Source organism: Streptomyces albidoflavus (assembly GCF_000719955.1).
GTDB lineage: Bacteria > Actinomycetota > Actinomycetes > Streptomycetales > Streptomycetaceae > Streptomyces > Streptomyces albidoflavus.
In genome coordinates this window covers 1-17,013 of record NZ_JOII01000008.1, presented here as the reverse complement: position 1 = coordinate 17,013, position 17,013 = coordinate 1, and the positions used below count along the sequence as shown (strand labels likewise).

Here is a 17,013-nt window from a genome sequence, read left to right as displayed (position 1 = left end):
CCGCCCTGGACGGGGCGCCCGCGCGCCGACGCCCGGCGTCCGCCGTCCGGCCTCTTCTCCTCTTCTCTTCTTCTCTTCTTCTTCCTCTTCCGACGTTCCCGTCGGCTTCCGGCACCCTGCCCTGCCCTCCCCTGCCCGGAAGCCGCTTCCCTGGAGGTACACACGTGGTTCGCGCCGACGCGCCGGTGAACCGGACGGTCCCCGCTCAGACCGACTTCTGGCGGGCGAGGCTGGACGGTGTCCCGCCCCTGGACCTGCCCACCGACCGGCCGCGTCCGGTGATCCGGTCGAGCGGCACCGCCACCCACGAGCGCGAGCTGCCGGCCCCCGCCGCCGCGGCCCTCGCGGAGCTGGGCCGGAGCCACTCCACTGCCCCCACCGCGGTCCTCGCCGCCGCCGTCACCGCCCTGCTCGCCCGCTACTCCGGCCAGGAGGACGTCGCGCTCGGCACGGTCTCCCCGCGCTCCGGCCACACCGTCGTCGTCCGCACCGCCGTCGAACCGGCCGCGCCCTTCGCCGCCCTGCTGGACGACACCGGCCGCGCCCTGGACGAGGCGCTGGCCCACGACGGCGTCCCGTTCGCCGACCTCGTCAAGGCGCTGGCTCCCGAGCCGGACACCAGCGTCACCCCGTACGTCCAGGCCATGGTGGCCGTGCTGGACGAACTCGGTCCAGCGCAGCGGGACTTCGACCCGCTGGACCTGTCGGTGGAGATCGCCGGGGCCCGGCTGCGGGTGCGGCACAGCACCGCCCTCTTCGAGGAGGCGACGGCCACCAGGCTCGCCGGGCACCTCACCGTGCTGCTCGCCGGGGCGGCGGCCGACCCGGCGACGCCGCTCAGCGCGCTGCCGCTGATCACCGACGACGAGTTCACCGAGGTCGTGCACGTCTGGAACGACACGGCGCGCGAGGTCCCCGCCGGCACCTTCCCCGAGCTGTTCGCCGCGCGGGTGGCCGAGCGGCCCGAGGGGACCGCCGTCATCGACGAGAGCGGCCCGGTCAGCTACCGGGAACTGGACGAGCGGGCCAACCGCATCGCCCACCATCTCCTCGAACTGGGCGCCGGACGCGACCAGTTGATCGGTCTCTGCGTCGAGCGCGGCGCGGCCATGGCGGCCGGGCTGCTCGGCATCATGAAGGCGGGCGCCGCCTACCTGCCGCTCGATCCGGCCTACCCGGCCGACCGGCTGGCGTACATGCTCCAGGACTCCGGTGTCCGCGTCGTCGTCACCCAGCGCGAGCTGCGCGACCGGCTGCCCGGCACCGACGCGACCCTCGTGGACCTCACCGCCGACCGGGCGGCGCTCGACGCCCGCCCGGCAACCGCGCCGGAGACCACGCCGGTCGCCGAGGACCTGGCGTACGCCATCTACACCTCGGGCTCCACCGGTCGCCCCAAAGGCGTCCTCGTCTCCCACGCGGGCATCGGCAACCTGGCCGCCGTGCAGGCGGAGGCGTTCGGCGTCACCGGCGACAGCCGGGTCCTGCAGTTCGCCTCCGCCAGCTTCGACGCGGCGTTCTGGGAGGTGTGCATGGGGCTGCTGACCGGCGCCGCTCTCGTCATGGGCGCCAAGGAGACGCTGGCGCCCGGCGAACCGCTCGCCGCCTACGCCGCGGAGCACGGCGTCACCCACGCCACCCTGACGCCCGCCACCGTCGCCGTGCTGCCCGAGGGCCGCGGCCTGCCCGCCGACGCCACGCTCGTCGTGGCGGGCGAGGCCAGCACGGCCGACCTGGTCGCCCGCTGGTCGGGCGGCCGCCGCATGATCAACGCCTACGGCCCCACCGAGACCACCGTCTGCGCCACGATGAGCCGCCCGCTCAGCGGCGCCGTGGTGCCGCCGATCGGCACCCCGATCGCCAACTTCCGGGCGTACGTCCTGGACGACGCCCTGCGGCCGGTACCGGCGGGCGTGCGCGGCGAGCTGTACCTGGCCGGACCCGGGCTCGCCCGGGGCTACCAGGGCCGGCCCGGGCTCACCGCGGAGCGGTTCGTCGCCAACCCGTACGGCGCGCCCGGCGAGCGGATGTACCGCTCGGGGGACGTGGCCCGCTGGAGTGCCGGCGGTGACCTGGAGTACCTGGGCCGCGCCGACGACCAGGTCAAGGTGCGCGGCTTCCGCATCGAGCTGGGCGAGATCGAGAGCGCCCTGGCCCTTCACCCGGGCGTCGCCCAGGCGGTCGTGGTCACCCGCAACACCAACCTGATCGCCTACGTCGCCGCCGGGAAGCAGCGCCCCACCTCCGACGCCCTGCGCGCCTTCCTCGCCGAGGGTCTGCCCGACCACATGGTGCCCGCCACCGTCGTCGTCCTGGACGCCCTGCCGCTCACCCCCAACGACAAGGTGGACCGCAAGGCGCTGCCCGACCCCGCCACGGTGCGCGAGAGCGAGGCGGCCACCGAGGACGCGCCGCGCACGGCGGTCGAGGAGACGCTGGCCGCCATCTGGACCGATGTGCTCGGCGTCCCACGGATCGGCGTCCACGACGACTTCTTCGCGCTCGGCGGCAACTCGATCCTCTCCGTCCGCGCCGTCTCCCGGATGCGCGCGGCGCTGGGCGTCGCCCTGCCGCCCCGCGTGCTCTTCGACACCCCGACGATCGCCCTGCTCGCCGCCTCGGTGGCACCCGAGGACTCCGGCGAGGACTCCGCCATCCCGCTCGTGCCGCGCGACGGCGCCCTGCCGATGTCGTACGGCCAGCAACGCCAGTGGTTCCTCCACGACTTCGACCCGACGGGCGCCGAGTACCACACCGCCACCGGGCTGCGTCTGACCGGCAGGCTCGACGCCGAGGCGCTGCGCGGCGCCGTCCAGGACCTGACCGCGCGCCACGAGTCCCTGCGCACCACCTTCGGCGTGGTCGCCGGGCGCGGCGTCCAGGTGGTCCACCCGCAGCTCGCGCCGGAGTGGCGGACCGAGGACGTCTCCGCCGTCGACGGCTCGCTGCGCGAGGACCGGCTGCGCGAGCTGGTCCGCGCCCAGACAGCCCGCCCCTACGACCTGACGGCCGGGCCGCTGGTGCGCGTGCTGCTGGTCCGCCTCGCCGACGACGAGCACATCTGCGTCCTCGGCATGCACCACATCGTCACGGACGGCTGGTCCACCGGCATCGTCCTGCGCGAGCTGGGCGAGTTCTACGCCGCGCGCACCGAGGACCGCGCCCCGGAGCTGCGCGAGGCCGCCGTGCAGTACCCGGACTTCGCCGCCTGGCAGCGCGGCCGTCTGGAGAGCGGCGGCCTGCTCACCCGGCAACTGGAGTGGTGGCGTGCGCAGCTGGACGGCATCACCCCGCTGGAACTGCCCACCGACCGGCCGCGCGCCGGGGTCCGCTCCACCGCCGGCGCCACGTACACCTTCGCCGTGCCCGCCACCACCGCCTCCGCCGTCAAGGAGCTGGCGCGGCGGGAGGGCGCCACCCTCTTCATGGCGCTGACGGCGGCGGTCAAGGCCGTCCTCGCCCGCTGGTCCGGGCAGGAGGACATCGCGGTGGGCACCGCCTCCTCCGGCCGCAACCACGGCGACCTGGAGGAACTGGTCGGCTACCTCGTCAACACGGTGGTGCTCCGCTCCCGCGTGGACGCCGCGATGTCGTACGGGGAGCTGCTGGCGCAGCTCAAGGAGACCGCCCTGGAGGCGTTCGCCCACGAGGACGTGCCCTTCGAGCGGATCGTGGACGCGGTGGGCGCGGCCCGCGACAACAGCCGCACCCCGCTCGTCCAGGCCATGGTGGTGCTGCAGAACGCGCCCGCCGACCGCGCCCGGCTGCCCGGTCTCACCGTCGCCGACCACCCGGTGCACCGCGAGGCGGCGCCGTTCGACCTGACGGTGGAGTTCTTCGAGGGGGAGGACGGCCTCACCGCCCAGGTCGGCTACAGCACCGCCCTCTTCGACGAGGCGACCGTCGCCCGGTTCGCCGGGCACGTGACGACGGTGCTGGCGGCCGCCGCGGCCGAGCCCGGCCGTGCCCTCGCCACCCTGCCGATGCTGACCGACGCCGAGCACCACCAGCTCGTCCACGGCTGGAACGGCGCCACCGTCCCCCCGCTGCCCGGCACCTTCCCCGAGCTGGTCGCCGAGAGCGCCCGCCGCCGCCCCGACTCGCCGGCCGTGGAGGACACGCACACCGCGTTGAGCTACCGGCAGCTGGACGAGCGGGCCAACCAGCTCGCCCACCACCTCCGTTCGCTCGGTGCCGGGCCCGGCACCCTCGCCGGGCTCTGCCTGGAGCGCGGGGTGGAGACCGTCGTCGGCCTGCTCGGCATCATGAAGACCGGCGCCGCCTACCTGCCGCTCGACCCGGGCTACCCGGCCGACCGGCTCGCCTTCATGCTCCAGGACTCCGGGGCCTCCCTCGTCGTCACCCGCTCCGAGCTGGCCGGGCGCCTGCCGGACACCGGCGCGGTCGTCGTCGACCCGGCCGCCGTCGCCGGACTCCGGGACCTGCCCACCACCGCCCCCACGCCGGGGCCGCGCCCGGACGACCTCGCGTACGTCATCTACACCTCGGGGTCGACCGGCACCCCGAAGGGGGTGCTCGTCCCGCACCGGGGCATCGGCAACCTGGCCGCCGCCGAGATCGAGCGGCTGGAGGTGACCGAGGAGAGCCGGATCGTCCAGTTCGCCTCGTCCTCGTTCGACGGCGCGGTCATGGAGATCCTGATGGCGCTGCCCGCGGGCGCCACCCTCGTCCTGCCGCCGCACGGGCCGCTGGTCGGCGAGGCGCTCCAGGACTTCCTGTCCGCACGCCGCATCAGCCACGCCCTGCTGGCGCCCTCGGCCGTCGCCACCCTGACCCCCGACGGGCTGGAGGGGCTGCGCACCCTGGTCGTCGGCGGGGAGGCCAGCACCGGCGACCTGGTGGCCCGCTGGTCGCCGGGCCGCCGCATGATCAACGCGTACGGGCCCACCGAGTCCACCGTGGTCGCCACCATGAGCGCCCCGCTCACCGGCGGCGCCGTCCCGCCGATCGGCACCCCGCTGCCCAACACCCGCGTCCGGCTGCTCGACGCCGCGCTCCAGCCGGTGCCCGCCGGCGTGCCCGGCGAGCTGTACATCGCCGGGCCGCACCTGGCCCGGGGCTACCACGGGCGCCCCGGCCTGACCGCCGAGCGGTTCACCGCCGACCCGTACGGCGCGCCGGGCGAGCGCATGTACCGCTCCGGCGACGTGGCGCGGTGGCGGGCCGACGGCAGCCTGGAGTACCTGGGCCGCGCCGACAACCAGGTCAAGGTGCGCGGCTTCCGCATCGAGCTGGGCGAGATCGAGACCGCCCTCGGCCGCCACCCGGACGTACGGGACGCGGTGGTCGCCGTCCACCGCGACGGGACAGGAAGGCAGCGGCTGGTCGGCCACCTGGTGACCGACCGCGAGCTGACCACCGGCGAACTCCGCTCCCACCTGGCCGGTTCGCTGCCGGACTACATGGTCCCCGGCCTGTACGTGCGGCTGGAGCGGCTGCCGCTCACCCCGAGCGGCAAGGTCGACCGGCGGGCGCTGCCCGAGCCGGACTTCCGGGCGGAGCGCGGCGGCGCCGACCACACCCCGCCGCGCAACCGTGCCGAGGAGGTGCTGGCCGGGGTCTGGGCCGAGGTGCTCGGGATCGAACGGGTCGGCGTCCACGACAACTTCTTCGACCTCGGCGGCGACTCGATCCTCTCCATCCAGGTCGTCTCCCGCGCCCGCCAGGCCGGCATCCTGCTCACCTCCCGGCTGCTCTTCCTCCACCAGAGCGTCGCCGCCCTCGCGGAGGTGGCCGGGACGGTCGAGGAGACGGCCACGGGCGACGGCCCGGCCGAGGTGACGGGCGAGGCCCTGCTCACCCCCGTCCAGGACTGGTTCTTCGCCGAGCACACCGTCGACCCGGACCACTACGGCATGTCCGCCCAGGTCGAACTGGCGCCCGGCACCGACACCGCCCTGCTGGAGCGCGCCCTCGCCGCGGTCGCCGCCCGGCATGACGCCCTGCGGATGCGCTACACCCGCCAGGACGACGGCCGTTGGGTCCAGGAGTACGGCACCGCCCCGGCCCAGCCACTGGCCGTACGCGACCTCTCCGGGCTTGCGGCGGAACGGCGGGAGGCCGCGCTGCACGAGGCCGCGTCGGCGGCGCAGCGTTCCCTGGACCTGGCGGGCGGCGGCCTCTTCAAGGGCGTCTTCTTCCGCCTGGGTCCCTCCCAGCTCCCGCGGCTGTTCCTGGCCGTCCACCACCTGGTGATGGACGGGGTCTCCTGGCGCATCGTCCTGGAGGACCTCGCCACCGCCTACGCCCAGCTCGCCGAGGGGCGCCCCGTCGACCTGGGCGCCCGGACCAGCAGCTACCAGCAGTGGGCGGACCGGCTCACCGGCCACGTGCGCTCCGGCGCCATGGATCACGAACTTCCCTACTGGCAGGCGGAGTCGGCGCACATCCGGCCGCTGCCCCGGGACGCCGGCGCCGACGAGGCGCCGGAGGCCAACACCTTCGGCGCCGCGGCGACCGCCTCCGTACGGCTGAGCCGCGCCGAGACGCGGGCCCTGCTCCAGCAGGTGCCCGCGGCGTACCGCACGCGGATCAACGACGTGCTGCTGACCGCGCTCGGCCGGGTCCTGCGCGACTGGGCCGGGGAGCCGGTCACCGTGGCCCTGGAGGGCCACGGCCGCGAGGAGCTGTTCGACGACGTCGACCTCTCCCGCACGGTCGGCTGGTTCACCACCATCCACCCGTTCCGGCTGGAGCTGCCCGAGGCACCGGACGGCCCCGGCGACTGGGGGCGCTCCCTGAAGGCCGTCAAGGAGCGGCTGCGGGCCGTGCCCGGCCACGGCATCGGCCACGGCGCGCTGCGCCACCTTTCCGAGCCGGACACCGCCGCGCACCGCGCCCTCGCGGGCGCTCCGCACCCCGAGATCAGCTTCAACTACCTCGGCCGGTGGGACGGTGCCACCGGCACCGAAGGGCTGGTCCGCACGCGGCTCGCGGAGCGGCTCGGCGCCGACCAGGCGCCCGCCCAGCCCCGCCCGCACCTGATCGACGTGGTGGCGGCCGTCGGCGACGGGGAACTGCGTGTCGACTGGATCCACGCCCCGGCCGTCCACCGCACCGAGACGGTCCAGCGGCTCGCCGACGCCTTCCTCGCCGCGCTGCGCGGTGTGGTGGAGCACTGCCTGCGCCCGGAGAACGGCGGGGCCACCCCGTCCGACTTCCCGCTGGCCCGGCTCGACCAGGCGGCGGTGGACCGGATCACCGGCGGCGGCCGCGACGTCGAGGACGTCCACCCGCTCACCCCGGTGCAGAGCGGCATGCTCTTCCACACCCTGTCCACCCCGCGCGCCTACACCGAGCAGATGACCTTCGAGCTGGACGGCGTCGACGACCCGGCGCTGCTCGCCACGGCCTGGCAGCGCGTCGCCGACCACGTCGGTGTCCTGCGCGCCTCACTGGAGTGGCGGGAGGTGGAGCGGCCGCTGATGGTGGTCCGGCGCCAGGCCGAGCTGCCGGTGACCCACCTCGACTGGCGTGGCCTGCCCACCGCCGAGCAGGAGGAGGCCGTACGGCGGCTCCTCGCCGAGGACCGCGGCCGGCCCGTGGACCTGACCGTCGCGCCGCTGATGCGGCTCACCCTGGTGCGGCTGACGGACACCACCGTCCGGCTGGTGTGCGCCTTCCACCACATCCTGCTCGACGGCTGGTCCACCTTCGACGTGCTGGCCCAGACCCACGCGGCCTACGCGGAGCTGGCCGCCGGCCGGGAGCACCCGCTGCCCGCCCGCCGCCCCTTCCGCGCCTACGTCGACTGGCTGGAGCGGCAGGACCTGGCCGAGGCCGAGGCGTACTGGCGCGAGACCCTGGACGGCTTCGCGGCGCCGACCCCGCTGCCCGCCCTGCGGCACACCGCGCCGGGCCACGCCACCGGCTCCACCGCGCGGCTGGCGCGGCGCCTGGACCCGGCCGCCTCCCGCGCGCTGTTCGCCTTCGCCCGGCGGCACCGGCTGACCGTCAACACCGTGCTCCAGGGCGCCTGGACGCTGCTGCTGGCCCGGCACGCCGGGGAGTCCGACGTGGTCTTCGGCGCGACCGTCTCGGGCCGTCCGGCCGACCTGCCCGGCGCGGACTCGATGATCGGCATGCTCATCAACACCCTGCCGGTCCGGGTACGCGTCGACGAGTCGGCACCCGCCGCCGTCTGGCTCCAGGCGCTCCAGCGGGCCCAGGTGGAGGCGCGGCAGTACGAGTACGTGCCGCTCCCCCGTATCCAGGCGTGCGGCGACGTCGAGCGGGGTGCCGATCTCTTCCGGACCCTGGTCGTCTTCGAGAACTACCCGATGGACGACGAGGCGGCCGCCGCCCACGGCCTGCGGCTGCGCCGCCTGGCGGGCACCGAGGCCACCAACTACCCGCTCAACCTCATCGCCTACGCCGGCGACGACCTCAGCTACACCCTGGCGTACGACGCCGCGCTGTACGACGAGGCGACGGCCGGGCGGCTCTGCGGACGGCTGGAGGCGTTGCTCGGCTCCCTGGCGGCGGCCGACGGCGGGACACCGGTCTCCGCCGTGGGGATGCTCACCGAGGCCGAGGCGGAGCAGACCGTACGCGGCTGGAACGACACCGCCGAGGAGCTGCCCGAGGCGTCGGTGCCGGAGCTGTTCGCCGCCCGCGTCCGCGAACACCCCGACGCGGTCGCCGTCACCGACGCGGGCGAGGAGCTGACCTACCGGCAGCTGGACGAGCGGGCCAACCGCCTCGCCCACCACCTGGTGGCGCTCGGCGCCGGCCGCGGCTCCCTGGTGGGCCTGTGCCTGGAGCGCGGGGCGCACGCGGTCACCGCGCTGCTCGCCGTGGTCAAGGCGGGGGCGGCGTACGTCCCGCTGGACCCGGGCTATCCCGCGGACCGGCTGGCGTACATGATCGGCGACGCCGGGGTGGGACTGCTGGTCACCGAGAAGGCCCTGCGCGACCGGCTGCCCGCCTCCGGGGTCCGGGCCCTGGACCTGGACGAGGAGGCCGGGGCGATAGCCGCCCGGCCCGGTGACGCGGCGCCCGTGCCGTCCCCGGCGCCGGACGACCTCGCCTACGTCATGTACACCTCGGGCTCCACCGGCGTGCCCAAGGGCGTGCTGACCCCGCACCGGGCCGTGGTGCGGCTGGCGCTGGCGAGCGGGTACACCGAGGTCCGGCCCGGCGACACGGTGGCGCAGTTCGCCTCGCTCTCCTTCGACGCGTCGACGTTCGAGGTGTGGACGGCGCTGCTGCGCGGCGCACGGCTGGCGGTGCACCCGCCGCACGTGCCGACCACGGCGGAGCTCGGCCGGTTCCTCACCGAGGCCGGCGTCACCCACCTGTGGCTGACGGCGGGCCTGTTCCACCAGGTCGCCGAGGACGACGTGACGGTCTTCGCCGGGCTGCGGCACCTGCTGGCGGGCGGCGACCGGCTCTCGCCCGAGCACTGCGCCCGGGTCCTCGACGCCCATCCCGCGCTGCGGCTCACCAACGGCTACGGCCCGACCGAGGCCACCACCTTCACCACCACGCACGACCTGCGGGGAGCCCTCGGCGAGGGTTCGGTGCCGCTCGGCGCGCCGCTGGCCAACACCCGGGTGTACGTCCTGGACGGCGGCCTGGAACCGGTTCCCGCCGGGGTTCCGGGCGAGCTGTACATCGCCGGGGCGGGGCTCGCCCGCGGCTACCACGCGCGGGCCGGGCTGACGGCGGAGCGGTTCACCGCCGACCCGTTCGGCGCGCCGGGCGGGCGGATGTACCGCTCGGGGGACCTCGTGGCGTGGCGGCCGGACGGCACCCTGGAGTTCCTGGGCCGCACCGACGGCCAGGTCAAGATCCGCGGTTTCCGGGTGGAGACCGGCGAGATCGAGGCCGCGCTCGTCGCCCACCCGTCCGTCGGGGACGCGGCCGTGGTGCCGCACACCGACCCCGGCTCCGGCCGGACCGTGCTGGTCGGCCACCTGGTGCCGGCCCAGGGCGCCGTACTGCCCGGTGCCGCGGAGCTCCGCGCCCGCCTGGCCGCCTCGCTGCCCGAGTACATGCTGCCCGCCGCCTTCACGGCGCTGGACGCCCTGCCGCTGACCGCCAACGGCAAGGTCGACCGGCGGGCACTGCCCGACCCGGACGGGGCGCGGCTGGCCACCGGCACCGCGTACGAGGCGCCGTCCTCGCCCACCGAGACGCTGATCGCCGAGGTCTGGCAGGAGCTGCTCGGGGCCGAGCGGGTCGGCCTGCACGACAACTTCTTCGAGCTGGGCGGCGATTCGCTGCTCGCCCTGCGCACGGTGACGCAGATCAACGCGGTCTTCGGCACCGGTCTGACCCCCCGCACCCTCTTCGACCGGCCGACGGTCGCCGAGGCGGCCGCCGAGGTCGAGGACGTGATCCTCGCCGAGCTGGAGGCGGCCACCGCCACCCCGTCCTGACCCACCCGCACACCTCTCGACCCTCCTCGCCCCTCCCGTACGAAAGGCCCACCGTGTCCAACCCCTTCGAGAACTCCGACCGTTCCTACGACGTGCTCGTCAACGACGAGGGCCAGCACTCCCTGTGGCCCACCGGCACCACCGTCCCGGCGGGCTGGCGGACCGTGCTCGCGGACCGCTCCCGTGAGGAGTGCCTCGCCCACGTCGAGGCCCACTGGACCGACATGCGCCCGCGCAGCCTGCGGGCCGCCACCGCCTGACCCCGCGCCCCCGGCGCACGCACCGCGGGCCGGGGCACGCTCCCGGCCCGCGGGGGCCCGGCCGCCGCGCCGGACTCCCGTACCGGGAGCCCTCTCCTCGCCCAGCAGACCAGCACACCCGCCGACCCGCACCTCCCTGGGGGATTGTTCCGATGAACCAGCCGTCTTCCCGCGATGACCGGATAGCAGCCCTCCCCGCGCACCTGCGGGAGGCTCTCGCCCAGCGCCTGGCCGGGCGCGGTGGCGGCGGGTCGGCGGCCGGGTCCGCGCCGCCGGTGCCCCGGGTGGCGCGCGACGGCGAGCTGCGGATGTCCTACGGCCAGCAGCGCCTGTGGTTCCTGGAGGACTTCGAGCCGGGCGGCGCCGACTACCACTCGGCCCTGCCCCTGCGGATCACCGGGCGCCTGGACACCGGGGCGCTGCGCGCCGCCGTCGGTGACCTGACCGCCCGTCACGAGGCGCTGCGGACCACCTTCGGGCAGCGGGACGGCGTGGGCGTACAGGTGGTCCACGACCGGCTCGACGCCGAGTGGGTGACGGCGGACGCGGGCGACGAGGCGACCGCCCGCAAGACCGTCCTGGCGGAGCTGGCCCGCCCCTACGACCTGCGCGAGGGCCCGCTCGTCCGGGTCCTGCTCGTCCGCCTCAGCGACGACGAGCATCTCTGCGTCCTCGGCATGCACCACATCGTCACCGACGGCTGGTCCATGGGGGTCGTGGCACGCGAACTCGGCGCGCTCTACACCGCCCGCCTCCAGGGCGGCCCGCACGACCTGCCCGAGGTCACCGTCCAGTACGCGGACTTCGCCGCCTGGCAGCGCGGCCGCCTGGAGGACGGCGGTCAGCTCGACGAGCAGCTCACCTGGTGGCGCGAGCAGCTGAAGGGGATCGCCCCGCTCGAACTGCCCACCGACCGGCCCCGGCCCGCCGTACGGGACTCGGCCGGGGCGGTTCGCCGCTTCACCGTGCCGGCCGCCACCACGGCGGGGCTCAGGGCGCTGGCCCGGCAGCGGGGCGCGAGCCTGTTCATGGCGCTGACCGCGGCCGTCAAGGCGGTCCTCGCCCGCTGGTCCGGCCAGCGGGACATCGCGCTGGGGACCTCGGCCGCCGCCCGCGGCCACAAGGACCTGGAGCAGGTGGTCGGTTTCCTCGTCAACACCGTGGTCCTGCGGACCGACGTGGCGCCGGAGCTGGCCTTCGGCGAGCTGCTGGACCGGGTCAAGGACACGGTGCTGGACGCGTTCGCCCACGAGGACGTGCCCTTCGACAAGCTGGTGGAGGCCCTCCAGCCGGAGCGCGACACCAGCCGCACCCCGCTGGTGCAGGCCATGGTGGCCCTCCAGGACACCCCCGCCGACACCCTCGCGCTGCCCGGCGCGGCCGTCTCCCCCTATCCGCTGGAGCGGGACGCCTCGCTGTTCGACCTCACCTTCGAGTTCACCGAGCGGGACGGGGTCCTGCACGGCCTGGTCGAGTACGACACCGACCTCTTCGACGCCGACACCGTGGACCGGCTCTCCGGCCACCTGTGCGTCCTGCTCGACGGGGCGGTCGCGGACCCCGCCCGCCCGGTGGCCGCGCTGCCGCTGCTGACCGAGGCGGAGCGGCGGCGGCTCGCCGTGGAGTGGAACGCCACCGAACTGCCGTCCCGTGACGACGCGCTCGTCCACGAGCGGCTGGCCGCCCAGGCCGCCCGCACCCCCGACGCCGTCGCGCTGATCGCCGACGACGCCACCCTGACCCACCGCGAGCTGGACGAGCGCGCCAACCGGCTCGCCCACCACCTGACGGGCCTGGGCGCGGGACCCGGCTCGCTGGTCGGCCTGAGCCTCGGGCGCGGCTCCGCCATGGCGGTGGGCCTGCTCGGCATCCTGCGCGCGGGCGCGGCGTACGTCCCGCTCGACCCCGGCTTCCCGGGCGACAGGCTCGCCTACATGCTGGCCGACTCCGGCGCCCGGATCGTCGTCGGCGACAGCGCGGCGCGGGCGAGCCTGCCCCTGGAGGCCGGCGTGCGTTTCGTCGACCTGGCGGCGGAGGCCGAGGTGATCGGGCGGCTGCCCGCCACCGCGCCGCCGACCACCGTCGCCCCGCACGACCTGGCGTACGTCATCTACACCTCGGGCTCCACCGGCAACCCCAAGGGCGTCGCCGTCGAGCACCGCAACGTCCGCCACATCCTGACCGCCTGGGACGAGCGGTACGGCCTCACCGAGCTGAAGCCGCGCTTCCTGTCGGTCTCCAGCCTCTCCGTCGACCTCTTCTTCGCCGACCTCATCCGCTCGGTGCCGTTCGGCGGCGCGCTGGTCATCGCCTCGAAGGACGTCACCACCGACCCCGCCGCGCTCCTCGACCTGATCGCCAGGACCGGCGCCACCGGGCTGGAGATCGTGCCCTCGCTGCTCAACGCCGTGCTCCAGGAGGTCGAGCGGCGCGGTGAGGACTTCCCCGCGCTGCGGCTGGTCTCGGTGGGCTCCGAGGGCTGGCGGGTCGAGGACTGCCGCAACCTGCTGCGCCGGATCACCCCCGGCTGCGTCGTCGTCAACGCCTACGGCGGCACCGAGGCCACCGTCGACTCGACCGTCTTCGTCCCGACCGAGGAGAGCCTCGGCGCCACCGTCTACGTCCCCATCGGGCGGCCTCTGCCCAACACCCGCGTCTACGTCCTGGACGCGGCGCGCAACCTGGTCCCGCAGGGGGTGCCCGGCGAGATCTGGATCGGCGGCGAGGGCATCGCCCGCGGCTACCACGGCCGTCCGGAGCTGACGGCGGAACGCTTCACCGACAGCCCCTTCGCCGGCGGCGACCGCCTCTACCGCACCGGCGACCGGGCCCGGTGGCTGGCCTCGGGGGACCTGGAGTTCCTGGGCCGCGCCGACGACCAGGTGAAGATCCGCGGATTCCGGATCGAGCTGGGCGAGGTGGAGAGCGCCCTGCTCACCCACCCCGGAGTGCGGGACGCGGTGGTGCTCGCCTGGCAGGAGGAGTCCGGCAGACGGCGGCTGGTGGCGTACGTGGTGCCCGAGGACGGCGGGTCCGGGCCGCGCGGCGCGGACCTGCGCGCGCACCTCTCCGGCCACCTGCCCGACTACATGGTCCCGGCCGTCTTCGTCACGCTCGACCACCTGCCCCTCACTCCGAGCGGCAAGGTCGACCGACGCTCACTGCCCGAACCCGAGGTCGACGCCGACCGGCTGGGCACCGGGTACACCGCGCCGCGCGACGCGACCGAGGAGACCCTGGCCGCCATCTGGGCGGAGGTCCTCGGGGTCTCCCGCGTGGGCGTGCACGACAACTTCTTCGACCTCGGCGGAGACTCCATCCTCTCCATCCAGGTCGTCTCCCGCGCCCGCCAGGCGGGGCTGCGCCTCACCTCACGGCTGCTCTTCCTGCACCAGAGCGTGGCCGCCCTCGCGGCGGTCGCCGCGCCCGCCGAGGAGCTGTCGGCCGCGCCGGAGGCGGTGGTCTCCGGGCGCGTCCCGCTCACCCCGATCCAGCGGTGGTTCCTCGACGAGCACACCGTCGACCCGGACCACTACGCGATGTCCGTGCACCTGCGGCTGGCACCCGGCACCGACGCGGCACTGCTGGAGCGGGCCCTGGACGCGGTCGTCGCCCACCACGACGCCCTGCGGCTGCGGTACGTCCGCCAGGACGGCGACTGGGTCCAGGAGTACGGCGAGCGGCCCGCCGGCCTGCTCACCGTCCGCGACCTCACCGGGTCCCCCGACCCCGAGCAGGAGCTGGACGCGGCCGCGCTCCAGGCGCAGCGCGCCCTCGGCCTGTCCACCGGCACCCTGGTGAAGGGCGTGTTCCTGCGGGGCGCCGGCGCGTCCTGGCCGCGCCTCTTCCTCACCGTCCACCACATCGTCATGGACGGCGTCTCCTGGCGGGTCCTTCTGGAGGATCTCGCCACCGCCTACGCGCACCTCGCTGAAGGGCGCCAGGCCGACCTCGGCGCCCGCACCAGCAGCTACCAGCAGTGGGCGGAGCACCTGACCGCGCACGTCCGGGACGGCGGCCTCGACTCCGAGGTGGAGCACTGGCGGTCGGTCGACGCCCGGCACGCTCCGGCCCTGCCCGCCGACGACCCGGCCGGCCGCAACGTCACCGCGGCCGAGCGGACCGTGGAGGTGCGCCTGGACCGCGCGGAGACCGACGCGCTGCTGCACCGGGTCCCGTCGGTGTACCGCACGCAGATCAACGATGTCCTGGTGGCCGCGCTCGGCCGCGCCCTGGGCGCGTGGACGGGGTCGAAGCGCCTGGTCATCGGGTTGGAGGGACACGGCCGCGAGGAGCTCTTCGACGACCTCGACCTGTCGCGCACCGTCGGCTGGTACACCACCCACTTCCCGGTCGCGCTGACCCTGCCGGACGCGGCGGGCTGGGGGGAGACGGTCAAGTCCGTCAAGGAGCAGTTGCGCGCCGTCCCGGGCCGCGGCCTCGGCTACGACGCGCTGCGCTTCCTCTCCGCGCCCGGCACTCCCGGCCACGCCCTGCGCACCGACCCGCTGCCGCCGGTCAGCTTCAACTACCTCGGGCAGTGGGACGGCACCACCACCGAGGACGGCCTGATCCGCGACCGGCTCCCCGCCCTCGGCCAGGATCACGCTCCGGACGAGCCCCGCCCGTATCTTCTGGACGTCGTCGGCATGGTGGAGGACGGCACGCTCGGCTTCACCTGGATCTTCTCCGGCGAGGTCTTCGACCGGGCCACGGTCGAGCGCGTGGCGGCAGAACACCTGGCGGCGCTGCGGGCCCTGCTGGCGCACTGCCAGGACCCGTCGAGCGGCGGCGCGACCCCGTCCGACTTCCCCCTGGCCCGCCTCGACCAGGCCGCCGTGGACCGGATCGCCGGTGACGGCCGGAACATCGAGGATGTCTACCCGCTCACCCCCATGCAGAGCGGCATGCTCTTCCACACCCTGGCCGAGCCGGAGGGTGGCGCCTACTTCGAGCAGATGAGCTTCCGGATGGACGGCGTCGCCGCGCCGGAGCTGCTGGAACGGGCCTGGCAGCACGTCACCGACCACCTGGAGATCCTGCGCTCCGCCGTCGTCTGGGAGCAGGTCGACCAGCCGCTGCTGGTGGTGCGCCGGAACGTCACGCAGCCCGTCACGCACCTCGACTGGCGCGGCCTGAGCGAGGAGGAGCAGGGGCGTGCGCTCGCCCGCCACCTGGCCGAGGACCGGGAGCTGGGCATCGACCTGGCGGCCGCGCCGATGGTGCGGATCGCCGTCGCCCGCACCTCCGACACCTCGGTGCGGGTGGTGCGTACCTCCCACCACGTGCTGCTCGACGGGTGGAGCACCTTCCAGATGCTCGACGAGCTCACCCGGGCCTACCGGGCCCTGCTGGCCGGCGAGCACCCCGCCCTGCCCTCGCGGCGCCCGTTCGGTTCCTACGTGGAGTGGCTCCAGGGCCAGGACCTGACCAGGGCCGAGGCGTACTGGCGGGAGCTGCTCGACGGGTTCGGCCAGCCGACGTCGCTCCCGTACGACCGCAACCCGGTCGCCACCCACCGCGCGCAGTCGGCCGAGCGGCTGGTGACCCGGCTCCCGGCCGCCGCGTCGCGCAAGCTCTACGACTTCGCCCGCGCCGAGCGGCTGACCGTCAACACCGTCGTCCAGGGCGCCTGGGCACTGCTGCTGTCGCGGTACTCCGGCGAGAGCGACGTGGTCTTCGGCGCGACCGTCTCGGGCCGCCCCGCCGACCTGCCGGGCGTCGACTCGGTGGTGGGCATGCTCGTCAACACCCTGCCGGTCCGCGTCGGCGTCGACGGGGACACCCCGGTCGGCACCTGGCTCGCCGGGGTGCAGGAGGCCCAGGCCGAGGCACGGCAGTACGAGTACGTGCCGCTCCCCCGCATCCAGGGGTGGAGCGGGGTCGAACGCGGCACCAGCCTCTTCGACAGCCTGGTCGCCTTCGAGAACTTCCCCGTGGACGGGGACACCGTGAGCGGGAGCGGGTGGTGCGGGAGTGGGCCGGGACCGAGGGCGTCGCCCCCTGGCCGGGAACCCTCCACAGCCAGGTCGCCGAACGGGCCGCCGAACACCCCGACACGATCGCCGTGGTCTGCGGCGAAGACGCGCTCACCTACGGCGAACTGGATCGCTCCGCCAACCAGCTCGCCCACCACCTCATCTCCCTCGGCGCGGGCCCCGGCCACCTGGTCGGCCTCTCCGTCGAACGCAGCACCGACATGGCCGTCGGCCTCCTCGGCATCATGAAGACCGGCGCGGCCTACCTGCCCCTGGACCCGGCCTACCCGGCCGACCGGCTCACCTACATGCTCGAAGACTCCGGCGCCCGCCTCCTCATCACCCACCACCACACCCAGCCGGCCCCGGCAG

3 protein-coding genes and 1 pseudogene are annotated in these 17,013 nt (G+C 75.1%); all 4 read left to right on the top strand.

Annotated features, from left to right (window positions below):
* Positions 1 to 164 precede the first annotated feature (164 nt).
* The gene (locus IF45_RS0111395; protein WP_030307164.1) at positions 165 to 10,403 is read left to right on the top strand and encodes a non-ribosomal peptide synthetase; all 10,239 of its coding nucleotides are present in this window, start codon (positions 165 to 167) and stop codon (positions 10,401 to 10,403) included.
* A 53-nt stretch (positions 10,404 to 10,456) separates the two neighbouring features.
* Positions 10,457 to 10,663 (top strand): MbtH family protein, encoded by a 207-nt coding sequence (locus IF45_RS0111390; RefSeq protein ID WP_003951360.1) that lies wholly within the window; start codon positions 10,457 to 10,459, stop codon positions 10,661 to 10,663.
* A 152-nt stretch (positions 10,664 to 10,815) separates the two neighbouring features.
* A pseudogene (locus IF45_RS31350) lies at positions 10,816 to 16,545 on the top strand (amino acid adenylation domain-containing protein); the annotation flags it as partial.
* On the top strand, positions 16,536 to 17,013 hold a 478-nt coding region (locus IF45_RS34410; RefSeq protein ID WP_370443948.1), incomplete at its 3' end, for an AMP-binding protein. The pseudogene IF45_RS31350 and the gene IF45_RS34410, both read left to right, overlap by 10 nt.